Consider the following 16,489-nt stretch of genomic DNA (forward strand, 5'->3'; position numbering starts at 1 on the left):
TCCCCGGCGTTCCAGGCGGGAGTCGCGCTGATATTGTCAAGTCGCAGAATGGTCGTATCAAAGCTGAAACGAACCCGATAGCCGTGAACCAGTTGTACGCCACTGTCCAGGGACAGATTCACAATCAGGCTGTCTCCCACCTGTTGCACGATATTCTCCGACTGCAGGAACCTGATCCGATTTTCTGGTGCGCTGTTCGCACTTCCTGTCACGATCAGAAAAAAGGTCAACAGCATCGCGGCGAGCTTGAGATTCATGAGGAGCTCTCCATAAGATTCGATGGGAGCGACCCCTCGTCGCTCCCACCTTTCGTGTATGCTACTTCACAAGCATCATCTTGCGTGTAGCCGAATAGGCATCCGTACTTAGACGATAGAGGTAAATACCGCTCGCCACAGCATTGCCATGGAGATCAGTACCTGCCCATGGAGTCGAGTAAACTCCGGCAGACTTCTGTTCGTCCACCAGCACCACCACGGACTGACCCAGCATATTGAAAACCTCAAGTCGAACATGGCAATCCAAAGGAATGCTGTATTCAATCGAGGTCACTGGGTTGAACGGGTTGGGGTAGTTCTGCGCGAGGCTATAGGACCGAGGAATGATCCTGACCTCGGGCGAGACCAGCGCCGCTGTCAAAGGTTGATTCTCGCGATCGCGCAGGGTTCCCTCAATCAGCGTGACGTTGGGTGTTCCTGATTGAGACGAGAAGTGCAGTGTGGCGACTTCGCCGGATCCGCCAAGAGTATTTCCGGTCCCCAACAGCGCAACATCGATCGTCACGCTCCCCTGCCCAGAGATGATCTTGGTGAAGATCGGCTGAGTCACTGAGGTCAGGGCTGGATTCAACTCGACCTTATCAAGCGTACTGGTCTCATCGAAAGCCAATGTGACTCGAAGCGCTTTGATGTCGCCACGGTTATTGAGCAGTCGAAGATGGTACGTGGCATCCGGTCCCTCTTGCGTGCCGGTTACGGCCAGCGACAGATCGCCATTGACGGACTGATCGGCAAAGATCGGCACCGCCTTCATGGATGGATTGACAGCGTCAAAGTTGATCGCAAAGATCACCAGATCCTCGAATTGGATCGAGTCATCGGGGTTCGGGATCCCTTTGGGGCTGCCGCCGAAAGTCGGACCGAAATCGGCGTCATCATAGAACGCCGCATCCCCCTGCTTGGTCGCATACGCGATCGAGAAGAGAGCCAGGTCCTCCAGATAGACAAAGCCATCTGACGTATTCTGGGAGACCGTGTTGTCGCCAATGTCTCCAAGCCAGTAGGATGTGGCTCTCCCCTGCGCCGCAGGAGCCGCAACTGAGTAGTTTCCGGCTGCATCGTACGCAAAAGCGCCATAGTAGTAAATGTCACGAGTGGCGTTGGAAAGACCGACCGCATCGTCATGGTTGACATTGGAAGCGACTGATGCCGCGCTATCAAAGACAGTGGTGCCAACAAGCTGAGACGCAGGATAGGCGGGAGCGGAGACCGTGCCCGGGACTGTCCCGTAGTTCGGATAGTTGGTCCACGGTACGCGCTGGAGCACGACGCCGATCACATCCGCACTGGTCGAATTCTGCCAGCTCACGTGCACTTTATTGTGACCAGGTTTGGCAACAAGATTGGTCGGAGGCGCTGGCGCAGTGACATCCTTGGTGAAGCACCAGGTGTAACTGCAGGTATCGGCATTGCCGCGGCCGGCATCATCGACCACCTTGAAGTAAACACAATGTGCTGCCTCGGTGAGTCCGCTAAATCCCGGAAGAGTCCAGGCAGTATTGCTGTACGTTGTCCCGGCAAGACCAGTCGCGATCGGCAGCCAGGTTGGGCCGCAGGCATCGATCTGGTAGTAAACCGCGGCAAGGTCACAGTCGTCGGAAGCGCTGAGATTCAGCACCGGTGCGAAATTGTAGAAGCCGCCTGAACCCGGGGAGAGTACTGTCAGATCCGGGTCAAGACAATCGGACCGAAACGCCACCGGTGTGGCAAGCGGTACGATTATCGGCGAATTGGTGCTGTCGCGAAGGTCGCGGTAGTACATTGCGATCTCGCCCCAGGCACAAAGACTCACGCTACCGCTGAAGTTCACGGTAAAGAGTGAAGCCGGCCCATCCTGCACACCGGTCAACACGCCGAGATTAACAAAGAGCGTGTCTTTTTGTCCGGCCGCATGATTGGTTTGCGATGAGGTCAGGAAAAAATTCCCGGAAGCAGCAGTAACGGAACCAACAGTCAACTCCGCAGGATATTCCAGCCGAATATCGGCCGCGTCAAGCGCGGTGACAGCATCGCCGACCGAAACCGTCACGGTAACGCCGGACGTGCAGAGATAGATGAGAGAATCCGGGCTGAGATCCAATCCGCAGTCCGCGCTCGGATTGTTGTCAAGATTTCCCCCGCCTCCGCCTATGGCGTACGGTGGAGTGCCGCTATAGTCGCTCCAGCAGTTGTGGTTGTAGTAGTTGCCGGGCAGAATGTCGCCGGCATTGAGTCCGTTGGAGAACACATTCTCTTCAACAGACAGTACGCCGCCATTATTGTCCAGGCCGTAATCGTTAAAGAGCAGGACATTGTTGTCAATGTCACCGGCTAGTACTGAAGCGCCGGCCTCTTTGTAGAATTCGATTCCAACCAGATAGTTGGTGACCCGATTGTCGTGAACCTGCCATGACGCATTGCTCAGGTTGTAGGCGTACGGGAAGATCGCGTAGGACGTATCTGTGCCGCCGCCATCGAATGTATTGCCGGAAACATCGGTCACGTAGGTCATGGGTGATGTCGACGCGGTCATGGTCGAACGGTGAAGTTCGGTGTCTATTCCGCTTGGACGGAACTTAGCCACTGGTCCGACAGTGCCGTAGTAGCCGATAATTCCGTACACTTCGTGGTGCCCGGTGCCGGCCAGTGTCTGCGAAACCAAGTTGTTGGTGAAACTACCGCCGCACTCTGACCAGTAACCCGACGCCTGACATTCGGTGATCGTGTTATGATCTGCGGTGACGGGACCGGGACCACTGGCGAGGATGCCAGAGGCCGCCCAGCTTGCGCCCGTGTACGAAATGGACGAGACGCTATTGTAAGTCGCAATTCCACCTGCGACATCGGTGAATTGGATGCCGTTCTGCGCCGTTACTGTCGTCGGACCGGCACCTGTCACCGTGCAGTGATCGACTGTCGCGGTCAGATCGGCTCCGATCATGGCAATTGCGGTCTTCTGGAAGCCGGTCACCGTAACGTTATGGAGAGCCACCGTTCTGTCGTTGCCGTCATTGTCAAGCGCATACACGGCGACACCGTGTTGCGAGCCGGAGAATGGCGTATCCCGAACATCGATGATCGAACAGGTATCAACCGACCCTCCCGAGTTCCGGTAGCCGATCCCGACAAATCGATAGTTGCTGTTCCCCTTGCCGGCTCCATCGACTGTCAATTGTGCGACTTTGACATCGGCCGAGTTGGTGATCATCAAAACCGGGTAATTACGGGTGGTTCCGCTGCTGATGAAGTAATCGGTCATGGCAGTGGATGGCGCCTGGATGATCGTATTGGCCACACCAGCGCCGATGAGATTCAAGTCGGCCATGGCGTCAATGACAACTTGCCCAACATACAACCCCGGCATCAGGTAAATAGTGCTGCCATCGACCAGAGCAACCGCTTCCTGAATGCGGTTGGTCGCGTTTAGCTGCGGCGAATCATCGTCGACCCATAGCCCGGAGAGATCGGGTTGGAAGCCGATCGCGGCGTTGATGTCTGCCCCGTTATCCAGCCACGGCGTATAATCCGCTGTCGCTTGAATGGAGCTGGCCACGGTTGCGCCGACATTACTTCCCCACCAGTTACCACTGTACTGCAGAGTCAATGTTCCCAGAGCGCCCGCGGCGGTAATCACGTTCGAATTGCTGTTATTATAGATCGCGTTCTGCGCCAGCGTAAACGAGTTCGCATAACCGGCATCGGATTCGAGGTAGATGCCGTCTGTGCAGTTCGAGACGCTGTTATTGGCAAAATTGACTGTTACGTTCCCGGAACCGTACCCCCAGATCTGCGTCGTAACATAAACTCCGGTCGCGTTCGGCCGTGCCATACCATCCACCACGTTATTGGTGAACTGCGGAGTGACCGCGGCATAGGCGCCGGCTGAGGTAAGTCCTACGTCTACATTTGAGATGATGTTGCCATCTACCACCGGAGCGATATATGGGGCAAACACGAAGATGGCATAACTGTTCGTCGCGCCATCGCTAATAGTGTTCCCCTGGATCAGGTCGGCAGTACTTCCGGCGTAGTTACCGGCGTTGTCCGTGTGAATTCCGCTGCTGGATCCGGTGACTGTATTGTGCAGGAACTGACAACCGGTTGACCAGTTGGCCGAAATTGCGTCGTTGCAGTTGGCAACGGTGTTGTATTCAAATATCCCACCGCCGCCGAAATTGAACATGCCGATCGACGAGGTGGTCGCTTTGACGTTGCTTACTGAGCTATGATGAAAATAGAACGAGCCGCCACTTGAGGCATAGATACCACGCAGGTAGATATTCTTAATCGTGGTATTGTGTACAGTCAGGTTCTGATAGACACCCAAGGCGTGATTGGTAATGATACCATTGCGCGCATCGAGATCTGCTCCATCGCTGACGATCCCGCTGGTGAGCGACGGATTGTCTCCGTCGAACGTTATGCCGGAAATAGTCACATCATTAGCCTGAACCAGCACCATATTACTTGATCCGGGTGGGATCGAGCCCGCGCCGCCCGGATTTGGCGCCGAGAGTGCCGGATAAACAGTGACCGAGGCTTCGCCGGCTCCGACCAGATCGAGGGATTTGTCAATGGTCAGATTTTCGACATAAGTGCCTGGTGCAATGTTGACCGTTCCGCCGGTCAAAACGCCTGACATGCCGACCGGTATGGTGGCAAAAGCATCCTGGCCAAAGATATGACCATCCACTGCATCACCATTTAATGAACCAAGATAGCCGTCGTCGACCCAGACTGGATCAGCACCCACCAGCGCGAGGTCGGCGGTGGTCAGATCGCTGGTTGTGGCCACTACGCCACCGGTAACTCCGGCAGTTGAGTAGGTGTAACCACGACTGCTGGTCAACGGGGTGATGAGTGTGGCTCCCTGGTGAATTTTGATCGACCGAGTCAGTTGGAACAGATCCCCCAGCACTGTGGTCAGATCGTCGGTTCCCAGCGCAAGATTGTACTGGCCGGAACCGATCACCATCGTATAACCGCCCAATCCATCCGGTTCAAAATAGATGATCCAATTATTGATGGTTGAGGTTGTGTTGTGGGTGTAGGGACTGATCAGCACCCAATAAGGCGCCTGGTCCCAATACGATGCATACCCGGTGCCGTTATCATAGAAATAGTTGTTGTCGACCTCGACAATATCGCCTGCTTGCAGGCCGGTAACAACTGATTGAATGTAAATGCATCCGCCCACACTGGTCAGATAAGTGGAGTGGCCATCATTTGATATGAGCGATGCGTCCATACTTTGGAATGCGACATCGCTGGTGTACCCACCGGCCGCAATCAGGGCCGCTTCTGCCTTGAACGATGAGACTGCGGCGGCATCAACCCGATGATAGGGGGCCGCGCCAAAGGTGCCGTGATTGATAGCCAGCGCGGCTGATGTGCGAACTTGATTTTTCGAATCAGCAGGCGGCAAAACGGCCGGAACGCCGTCGCTCAGGCTGACTTCACCGAGACCATTGGCAATTCCTGGCGTTAGTGGAACCGCCACAGTAGAGCCAATTTCGGTTCGGATCTGGTTGAGAGATGGGTTAGTCGAGGTGCCGGCGGTGAGCCTGGCATCTTCCTGTGTGTTCGTCGCATTTGGTCTGACGGGTGCTTCTGCGAATGCAAAAGTCCCGCACAGCAACGCGCAACACACGCTTAGTGTCAACATTACCTTCACTGGTTCTATTCTCCTTAGAGACAGAGTGTGAGGCCAACGTTGCGAGTAGACGTCGGTCGAGCTGTAAGACCTGTCTTAGTTATTCTAGTCTGGAATGGCCGAGCAGTCGAAGCGGATGTTGCAATCGGCAGTGGCAGGCGTCCCCTCCAACTCTGGCTGTGGCAATGATTATCGAGTGTCGGGCTACCCCCTTTCCCTTTCCACAAGGTACATATAGGTAGACATTCCTCTGCGAGTAGTCTATGTACTATGAATTGCGAACCTTTTTTCGGGAGACGGGATAGCGAGTATGTCTCGACTCGCTTCTAACATAAGCTGGCGACCGAAGTTTGTCAAGAGTATCGATTGCTGATTCCACTATTTTTTTTTGCGTGGTCAATTCACGGCGACATAGCGCGATCCTCTACCCGGTCCACTGCATCATGATTTCGGCGTAAACTCATTTGAGTGATTGTCTCGCAAACACTTCTCAATCAAGTCAGAATGTTTGGAAAGTCCGTCTTGAACCGCCTGGAGTGAGTGAGAAGATTCTCTCGACAACAAAACGCCTTTAGGACAGACGGTTCACAACTTTACGCCAAAGGGAGGCTCGAACACTTTTTCGTTGCAGCAGCCCATCGAACAATTCCTCACGGACAATCCGGAAGTGTTGGCCGAGGCGTGACACTCAAGTATGCGATCAGGAGTGACAGATCTGACAAGTCCGGCGTCTGCGCCATTGATGCGTTCACATTCGCTTCAGAAATGCACGGTAGAGGCGGTCTTGGGGTCATTGACAAAAAACCGATCAAGAGCGAAAGATCGGAGAGGTCAGGAGACTCCGCTACGCTCTTGTCCATGTTTCCAGTCGTTCCGGAACAGCAACTTAGCAGGTTAAAAAAGACCGAGACTGTGTTTGCGTTCTGATTTGCCGCAACGATATCGGGCATCTCGTCCCCGTTCAATGGTGCACAGAAGACGGACATAGTCCCGCTCCCCGCAGCGAAATCTTCTTTTCCTGCAAACGTTCCGTCACCGTTGTTTTTGTACAGCGAAATGCTGCTGCCGGTGTAGTTTCCCACCACCAGGTCGATATCGGAGTCGGCGTCCAGATCAGTGCAGTAGACAGAACTTGGTGCGTTGCCAGTGACGTAATCTGTACGGGCCGCAAAGGTACCATCACCATTGTTTCTGAATACGCCTGCCGTGCTGATACCATAGTTGGCAACCACCAGGTCGATGTCAGTATCAGCGTCCAGATCGGCACCGTATACTCCGCGGACTCCGGTGCCGCCAACGTAGTCAGTTTTGGCCGCAAGCGTACCATCGCCGTTGTTTTTGAGAACGGACAGCGAAGGACTGGCGCCGCTACAGGCCAGGGCAACATCAACATCCGTATCGCCGTCAAGATCAGCGCAAAAAACAACGCGGGGAGCGCCAGCAGTGACATAGTCGGATCTTGCGGCAAACGTTCCATCCCCGTTGTTCCTGAATACGGACACTGTGGAGCCGGTATAGTTCGCTACAACCAGATCGATATCCGCATCACCATCGACATTGGTGCAGAAGACTGATCGAGGTCCTGCGCCACCGGCGTAGTCAACCTTGGCGGCGAAAGTCCCATTTCCATTGTTCTTGAATATGGAGACGGTATTGCTGGTTAGGTTGGTGACAACAATATCGATATCCGTATCTCCATCAAGGTCAGCGCACTGTACCGAGGTTGGCAATGTTCCCGCGGTGTAGTCGACTTTGGCTGCGAATGTGCCATCGCCATTGTTTTTCAGGACCGAGATACTGGTCCCGGTGTAGTTGGCAACGACGAGGTCTCTATCTACGTCGCCATCGAGGTCGGCAGCGAACACAGAGAATGCTCCTGCACCAGTTGCATAGTCTACTTTGGAACCGCAGGTCTGAGCGTGAAGGCTGCTGCAGAGGAGAAGTGTCAGCAGGAAGGTAAAGGGCCGAGATACCGTTGATAACATGATCATCCATCCTTCCGGACTGTAGGATGCAAAAACCTCATTGAATTGTGACTATCTATTGGTGTGGCAAAACCGCACAGAACAGTCGAGCCATACTTGCATGAAAATAGTCAGGTCGTCGGGCATTCCTGCGGCGAGTTGGAAAGACCTTGAGAGTCCCTTCAGTGACACAATAAGATAGTGTATTTTGCCCATATTGTCAAATGAACAGATCCTTCGCAAAGGTCAGTGCCTCTTCCAGCATAGGGGAGTCCACCGGGTGAGAGGCCCAGATGAGGCGAGGTGGAGACTGTCACAGAACTCTGAAGAATCCGGCAGATGAAAAAAATCACCGAGACCAAGGTCTCGGTGATTCTGATACGAACTCCGTAAATATTCGAGAGTAGATCTCAGCGATCAGGTTGCATATCGCCGTTATCGTCCCAGGCTTCGGTTTCATACTGACCGTCGCCGTCTTTGTCAATGAACCAATGTTCAAAAGTGCCGTTGCCGTCTTCGTCGGCCATTATCGCTTCCGGTACGTTATTCTCGTCAACGTCGGTCATGATGGCATCAGGGGTTCCATCACCGTTGCTGTCCATAAAATACATATCATAGGCACCGTTGCCATTGGTGTCGTAGCACCATGTATCGGTCTTCCCGTCGCCGTTGGCATCAGCCGGAACGCCGCCATCGGGAACGCTGGCCGAAGCAGTACCTCCGCCGGAAGCGCCACTAGACGGAGCGCCGCCACTGGCTGAGGCATGAGTTGCAGTCGGTTTCTGGCGTGCCGGTTCAACCGGGAATTTCCCCATCTTCCCATCTTCGATAAAGGAACGGAATTCTTCGAGGTGAACGGCATAATTCAGGCCCTGACCCTGAGAATCGCCAAAACTATTAACTCCGATCAGGTTCCCCTTTTCATTGAAGAGCGGACCGCCGGAATTGCCCGGGTTGATCGGGGTCTGAGTCTGAATGATCTGGGCCTTGAACTGCGTCCCTTCGCCGTAGGACCAATCATACTTCGGACGGATCGCACTGATCACACCGTAGGTGAATGTCCAGAGCTGTTCGTGGGGGTGACCGATCGCAAAGACATCCTGTGCGACAGCCAGATCAGTCTCTTTCCCGAGCTTGACGAACGGCTGCTTGGTCGGATAGCGGAGTTTAACCAGCGCGAGGTCGCGATGGCTGTCGGTGGCAATGACATCGCCGCGCTCAAAATCATTGACCGCAACATCCGCCCAGCTGGCAAATTCGGGATCGTAGAACAGAACGTGCATTTCAGTCTGACCTTCAACCACGTGCCAGTTGGTGAGAATGGTCCCCTGCTCATCAATAAGCGTGCCGGAGCCAAGGCTAGTCCCATCAGGGGTGACCAGAGCCACGACAGATGGAGCGCACTTCTTAAAGAGTTCGCTCGCGCCCGAGAGTTGGCGAGTGCCGCCGTCGCCCTCAGACGGGGTAAACGACTTCATGCCGGCAACCTTCGCCATGACGCGTGGAGTTGAACCGACAAATCCCGCCGCATCAAGCAGTTGACGGTCAGCATCACTTACTGGTTTAGCTTGGTCGGAGGTTGGCTTGATTGAGCCGATCTTCACTGACGGCGGGCCGGCTATGGCCATGGTCACGGCGATGCAGATCACCGACAAGACAGCAATCGTCTTCTTCACAGTTTTACTCCTTTAGGAAAGATGTTATGCGTAAACTTTGAATTGTCAACTAACCTGAATACTAATGTAAGTCCAAAAAGCTCCATCATGTCAAGAAAAAGGCTAAACACCACTAATTGACTCCCCTATCCTAACTAGTCGGGGGATATCCGATTGTCTTTGAAAGAAAATGAGTTAAATTCGGTAATCAATCTATTGTCGAAGTCTAAATAATTGACCCTGTCACAAGGTAGCCAGATGGAAAGTTGTCAGAGATCTATCAATTATATGTTTTCGGTCCTCTTACTGGGATTCTTGACCTTTGCAACAAGCAGTGCTGATGACAGTATCTTCTCGACAGCCGATTCGCTTGTGCGGGCGGGTGAAACTGAACGTGCCCTCTCGCTTTTGTCGTCCAAGGCTACTGAGATTGAAACCCTATCCGGTCCGAATGATACCACGCTCATTGAATTATATCGTCGGCAGGGATTGATCCTTCTGAATGCAAGTCGAGCGGAGGAGGCGGAACCGTTCGTTGTCAAAGCGCTTGAGATGACCAAACGGCTGGATCCCGCAAACGGATACCGACTGGTTAGTTTAACCATGGACAACGCTGTGGTCCTGCACAGTCTGCAGAGATGGGAGGAGGCCGCCAGATTTGATAGTATCGCCCTGGCACTACATCGAACTCTCTCCCTGCCGGCTGATTCATTGGCCTACTATGCCAGAACCAACTTCGTGATGCTCTATCTCGACATGGCGGATAGCCTTTCTGCGCTTCCATTTGCCATTGAGGCTACGAACGTGCTTGATTCGATCCCGACCTCCGCTGATTCGATGATCGCTCGCATTACCAACACCGTAGCGGACCTTCTCTATGCTGTTAATGAGTTGAGTCTGGCAGGCAAATCGTATCTTCATGCCGAGAGGTTTTTCACGGCCGCGCTGGGCGAATCCAGCACCTGGTCTGTTGTGGAGTTGTATGCTGCGGCCAATGCTTATAGATGGGCCGAAGAGTTTCCCCTGGCAGAATCGCTCTATAAGAGAGCATTGGCACAGTCCCGGCCCTTGAAAGCCAGTGATTCCTCATTTTATGCCGCCATTTCCGACGGGTTGGGCGAGTTGTTCTCGGCACTTCAACATTACGATAGTGCTGCCACCTACTATCAACTTGCCCTCGACTGGTACCGCGCTCTCAACGACACCACGACGAACTCGCTTGCGGGAACACTGGAGAATCTGGCCGGTGTATATTACTCCGGGGACCGAGATACCGAGGCGATCCCGCTGCTGAAAGAGGCGATTGCCTACCGTGAACGGTACTTTCCCGGAGACGAGCTCTCCCTCATCGGTTTCGACTACAATAGGATCGCCAATGTCATTTATGAGCAGCAGTCGGCTGAGTTGGCGATCCCAGTCTACCAAACGGCACTCAGTTATTATGAACGGGCCGGTGACACGCTCGGCGGAATCTACCTCACTATCCTGAACAACCTCGCTTCCGCTCAAAGTAGTGTCGACCCGATCAGCGCAGAATCGACCTACGTCAAATTGCTTCCTCTCTTTGAGCTGTATTCCGTTGATACGACAACAATAGCGAACTGCTACAACTCCTATGGATTGGTACTCTTCAATCAGTCTCGATATGCCGATGCGGAAGGCCCGTTCCTGCAGGCGCTCACGTACTTTGAATTGATCCGGCCGTCAAGCTCGGAGAATCACGTCTATTGGCACAATCTCGCAAATGCGATCGGGAAACAGGGACGTCTGGGTGAGTCCGACTCGTTATACGCGGTTTCATATCAGCGCCTTGAGGCTGCCGTTCCTGTTGATACTGCTTCCCTCGCGGGCATTCTGATCGCCCAGGGGACGGCGCGATCGGAACTCGGTCTTGCTGCCGATGCTGAGAAGTTCTACGCCGGGGCCTATGAATTATATACTGCGACGGGTAAGAGAGGGGCGGCGGGTGCGACCGAGGCAGCATGGCGGCGGGTGTTTGAGGTGATTGAGCTGGAAGAGTTTGATCGGGCTGATTCTCTCGCTCGGTCTGCTTTTGACGACATTTACGCGATCGCACCGCATGATACCGTTCTCCAGATCGATCTGATCGAGACTCATGCCAGCGCGATCATCCGCCAGGGGAGATATGATAGCGCGGGATTCAGATACAATGAAGCGATTCTGCTTCTTCGGAATCGCACCCCAATTGACTCAGCCCGAATCGCCACAGATCTTGGATTGGCTGGCTGGTGTCAACTGCTGGCGGGCAACTACACTGACGCTTCAGAATTGCTGCACAGCGCCTACGATCAGTATCGAGAAATTCTCCTGACTCATGGAGCTGACTCGGCGACCTCGCGAAATCTCGCCGAAATCTGTACCAACCTGGGGAAACTGCATGGAGAGATGGCGGAGTATGAAACTGCCAATGAATACTTTCGGGAGGCACTGGCAATCGCAGATTCAGCGCTCCTTCCCGGTAATCCTGAGGTAGTTGGCTGGCAGATCAAGTACATAGATTTTCTCAGTAGCCAGGATCGATATGTTGAGTTTGGGGAGTTACTCAATCAAGTCATTGCAACGGCATACGAGTATTATGGTCCCGAGGACAGGACCACTCTGGATGTTCTAACCCGGAAGGCCATGTTGGATATCCTGACCGGCAAAGTCGCCGCTGGTAAAGCGATGATACGGAGAGTAGTGGAGGTGCGACGCCGCATCAATGCCCTGAATGACAACGAGCATGCCGATGTGATGATCCTCCTGGCGCTGGGCCATCGAGGCGCAGGGAATTACGTCGAAGCCGAGCAGTTATTGAAGCGAGTCATCGTGATGCGGGAGGGTTCGGAGTATTTTGACGCGGCGACTCTCAGCAAGGCCCAGTCAATTCTTGGCGACCTTTATATGTCGCAATGGAAATTGACTGCCGCGGAATCTTTGTACACGGCCCTACTGACGCAAGAACGTGAGCTCTGGTCAGAAATACCTCGTCTGGGGAACGCCCAGCTTCCAGGACTTGCAGGCATTTATGCTTTGCAGGGACGGTTCGATCTGGCACAACAGGCCATCGATACGTTTGACCTGATGTGTCAGGAAGACTCGGCGGCGCTTGCCTGGTGGCGACCGGGACATACGCTGGCGCTGGCGGGATTGGAGTTTCAACGGGGCGATTTCAGCAAAGCGGCAGCTCTATATGAGAACCTACTGAATCAGCTTGATTCGACTCTGGAAGAAAACAAGCAACGGATAAGAACGGGAAAGATATACCTTGCCCGTTGTCGTTTGCAAATGCGGATGTATGATCTAGCCGAAGCAGTCCTCCCGCTGATTGACTCCGAGTTGACGCGGAGTGACCTTGCCAATTCACAGCAGTCATTTGACCATGTTAACATTCAGGGACATATTCTTCGGGAACGTGGGTTGCTCGCTCAGGCGGCATCCACTTATCTGAAAGTAATCACCGTCGTCAAGGATCATGAGATCCAGTATGCCGCGACCTATGCGGAAGCACTGATCGGGCTGGGCGAGATCCACTATGAACGACAGGAGTTTCATGAAGCGGACAGCCTCTTTTCTGCCGCTTCTTCGTTCCTCTATCGATATCTAGGTGAGAACCATCCACTCTATGCCGAGGCGCTCCTGGGAATGGCCAGAGTGCAGACCATGTTGGCCCGCTTCCCGACAGCAACAGAATATGTCGACAAGGCAATTTCGGCCATTCGACGCAACCTTGGGGACGGGCATCCGTTGCTGGCGACTGCATACGATGTGCAGGGGTCGCTATTTGCCCAGCAAGCCAGATATGTTGACGCGGAGTCCTCGTTTGCCCGATTCAGTGACATCCTCGCCGCACTCGAAGGGCAGCAGTCCTTTGGCGACGTGATCTATAGAAAGCGGCTGGCGGAGCTGGCGGTGGCGCGGTCGAACTCGGCGGATGCGTTAATCCGATACGGAGACGTCATTGGTCCGATATTGGCTGAGCTTGGTCCGCATCATCCGGAAGTGGTGTCTGCATTTCTGCAGGGAGCCGAGGTCCTGCTGGATATGGGGCTCCTTTCCTTTGTGGATACGACGCTCAGCTACTTTGATTCACTTCGCGGAGATGAGCTTGGTCAGCGGATAGTCACCGCGACCGGCGTCCAGATGGTCAAAGGACGATTGGCGATGGCACGCGGTGATTTTGCGTCCGCTGAACGGCTGCTTCGAGGAGCACTCAATAAGCGGATGGACGCTTTTGGCGGCAACGCATCGTCACTGGGTGAGTGCTACACAGTTTTGGGGAATCTCTATGCAGCGCAAAACCGTCAGGACGAGGTGATTCATGCGAGGCAGCGTGCACTCTCCATTTACCGGTCGGTGTATGGCGAACTGCATCCGCTCGTGGCCAAGAGCACCTTTCAGTTGGCCGAGTGGCATCGTGATCAGGGTGATTACACAAAGGCAGAGCCGCTGTTCCGGGAGGCGCTGCAAACGTTTGGACACATCTATGGATCATTACATGCCAGCACTGCTGCGACAGTTCACGGCCTGGCAGATCTGCATTTGCGCCAAGGACACCTTGATGAGGCGCAGACGCTGTACAGCGAAGAATACGTCTTGGACTCGGCCCTTTTTGGGTTGGACCATCCTACAGTCGCTGCCAATTTTACCGCCCTCGGCGATGTCAGTTACCGCATGGGGAAGCTCTCCGAGGCAGATACTTTGTATATGGCTGCCCGGGTGGTCTATCAGCGCGTCGTTGACAGTCACACCGTCGCCATGGTCCCGGCTCTGCTTGGGGAGAGTCGATGTGCATTGCGGATGGCAGATTGGCCACGCGCGATAGAAGCGAGTCGAATGGCGTTTGAGACAGCGCATCAGGCGTTTCGCCGAAATGCACTGGCCCTTTCCGAGTCTGATGCCCTGGTCTATTCGCAACAGATATCACAGGCGGCGCAGATGTTTCTTACCGCCTACATGCGGGCCGAGACGGTCTCCGAAGCGTGGGATTCTGTGGCGGTAGATATTATTCTTCAGGTAAAGGGGCAGGTGTCGGAAGAGGTTTTCAATCGACATCGGGCCTTGCGCACAATGCAGGATTCCACCATCCAGGCACTGAGCCAGGAACTGAGAGAGATCTCGCTGCAACGGTCTCGTCAGGTGACGTCTAGCCAGGAAGACCAGGGCGCCCAGCTTCAGATCGATTCGCTTAACCTTCGGGCCGATGAAATTGAATCCGAACTTGCTCTGAGGAGTTCTGAGTTTCGAGGGCTCCTTTCCGGCGCAGAGATCTCGGCGAAGTCAGTCAGTGATCGCTTGCCGAACGATGTCTGCTTGGTTGAGTACTTCAGTTTTGCGGACCAGTTCGATCAGGTTGATTCGACTCGCGGACGTTACCTGGCAATCGTCCTTCGACGCAATTTTCCTCCACGAGTTGTCGACCTTGGCGGCTCCGCGGTCATCGATGAACAGGTAGCATCGTATCGCCGCCATATGACCAAGGTTTCGTCGTCCGGATATACGCTTTTGCCGCTTGACGCGATCGGGTATGCTGCGCGAAGTCGCGCCGTCTGGGAATCCGTCTGGAAACCGGTGGAGAAGCTGCTGACAGGATCCAAGACGGTGATGGTGGCGCCTGATGCCGCCCTGAATCTCGTATCCTTTTCGGCGCTGAAAGATAGCGCAGAAACCTATCTCATTGAGAAGTACCCCATTCATTATCTCTCTTCCGGACGTGATCTGCTGCGAGCCGAGGCAAAACCGATTGTGGCCACGGGGTTATTCGCGATGGGGGACCCAGATTACAGTGCCTCTCCCTCAGCGCGCGTAAAAGGCGAAGAAACTGCGACTCCTATAACGGCAGATTCCGTTGCTTCGGGTGCGCGCAATATCCGCTCTAGTTGTGGCACCCTGGCCGATATGAAGGTGGCGCAACTTCCATCGACACGAAAAGAGATCGAGCAGATCATGTCCGGTTGGCGCTCGAGCCGAAAAGAAGAGATTCAGCCGTTCTTTGGACCAAACGCGACGGAAGATAACATCAAAAAGTTCTCGCCCGGACATCGGGTGGTGCATATCGCCACCCATGGGTTCTTCCTGAGTGGCGTCTGCGGCGACGAAAGTGATCAGGCTCGCGCTAACGAAAGTCCGTTGCTGCAATCAGGACTTCTCCTTGCAGGAGCCAATCTGCATGGAGATGGCGCGGATAGTGCGGGGATCGATGACGGTATTCTGACTGCCGAGGAAGTGGTCAGTCTCCCCTTGACCGGAACTCAATTGGTTGTCCTATCAGCTTGCGAGACGGGTCTGGGCGAAGTAAAGGCAGGCGAAGGTGTGTACGGTCTGCGTCGTGCGTTCTTGTTGGCTGGCGCAGGTACTGTGATCAGCAGTCTCTGGCCAGTCCCTGATAAAGAGACGGCCAGCATGATGAGCCAATTATATGCCGCCCAAGATGGCGCATTCCCGGATCTATTGCGTCAGATCCAGCTCGCACGAATTGGGGAGATCAAAAAGTCAGGCGGCGTAGATCATCCCTTCAGTTGGGGAGCATTTATCATTCTGGGGAAGTGGAAGTAAACTGATTAGTGCCGCATGCTTCACCATGCACGAGGTTGGACTGTTTAGAAGTTGTCAGGAAAGAGAGATCCAGAAACTATGTTCATGCTCTTTGGATGCGGAACCACACTGTATGGCCGGGCCAAAACGAGTGATGGCCGCGGGCGCATCGCCACCAAATGGTTCTGCTTGATCAATGTACCGATAATACCGATCAGGTCTTACCTGATCACTGAAGAAACGGATGGCCCCGATCTGGTGGTCTGGCAAAGCACGAAATTCGCTCTCGTTCCGCTCGACCATCTCTTTCGCCGGCATCTGCTGGTCTGGGGATTGAGCTGGCTGACGTTTATTGCGACGATCTGGATATTGACGGTTCTGACGCCGGCCGGATGACAGGAATTGTCGAAATTTCCTGTCGAGCCT

The 16,489-nt window shown here is 54.2% G+C and carries 6 protein-coding genes; 2 read left to right on the forward strand and 4 right to left on the reverse strand.

Translation table 11 applies throughout. The annotated features are described in order from the left end of the window. From IPH75_11225 to IPH75_11240, 4 genes are all read right to left on the reverse strand, one after another. Nucleotides 1-257 (reverse strand): hypothetical protein (locus IPH75_11225; protein ID MBK7142641.1); only part of this gene is annotated, 257 nt, incomplete at its 3' end. Between the two features lie 61 nt (nt 258-318). Continuing rightward, complete coding sequence (locus IPH75_11230) at nt 319-5,757, reverse strand: T9SS type A sorting domain-containing protein (protein ID MBK7142642.1); 5,439 nt, start codon at nt 5,755-5,757, stop codon at nt 319-321. Between the two features lie 803 nt (nt 5,758-6,560). Next, complete coding sequence (locus IPH75_11235; protein ID MBK7142643.1) at nt 6,561-7,901, reverse strand: VCBS repeat-containing protein; 1,341 nt, start codon at nt 7,899-7,901, stop codon at nt 6,561-6,563. A 383-nt stretch (nt 7,902-8,284) separates the two neighbouring features. Continuing rightward, nucleotides 8,285-9,550, reverse strand: a complete 1,266-nt coding sequence (locus IPH75_11240) for a trypsin-like peptidase domain-containing protein (protein ID MBK7142644.1) — start codon at nt 9,548-9,550, stop codon at nt 8,285-8,287. Nucleotides 9,551-9,844: 294 nt separating this feature from the next. Between IPH75_11240 and IPH75_11245 the strand changes: the two genes are divergently transcribed. Both IPH75_11245 and IPH75_11250 read left to right on the forward strand, forming a co-directional pair. Then, on the forward strand, nt 9,845-16,084 hold the full coding sequence (locus IPH75_11245) for a tetratricopeptide repeat protein (protein MBK7142645.1): 6,240 nt from the start codon (nt 9,845-9,847) through the stop codon (nt 16,082-16,084). 78 nt (nt 16,085-16,162) lie between these two features. Next, the gene (locus IPH75_11250) at nt 16,163-16,459 is read left to right on the forward strand and encodes a hypothetical protein (GenBank protein MBK7142646.1); all 297 of its coding nucleotides are present in this window, start codon (nt 16,163-16,165) and stop codon (nt 16,457-16,459) included. Nucleotides 16,460-16,489: the final 30 nt, after the last annotated feature.

The organism is bacterium (assembly GCA_016708025.1).
Taxonomy (GTDB): domain Bacteria; phylum Zixibacteria; class MSB-5A5; order GN15; family FEB-12; genus FEB-12.

Excerpts from the sequence above, each read along its gene's own strand:
- IPH75_11235 (MBK7142643.1), bottom strand. The coding sequence starts at position 7,901 with ATGATCATGTTATCAACGGTATCTCGGCCCTTTACCTTCCTGCTGACA.
- IPH75_11250 (MBK7142646.1), top strand. The coding sequence starts at position 16,163 with ATGTTCATGCTCTTTGGATGCGGAACCACACTGTATGGCCGGGCCAAA.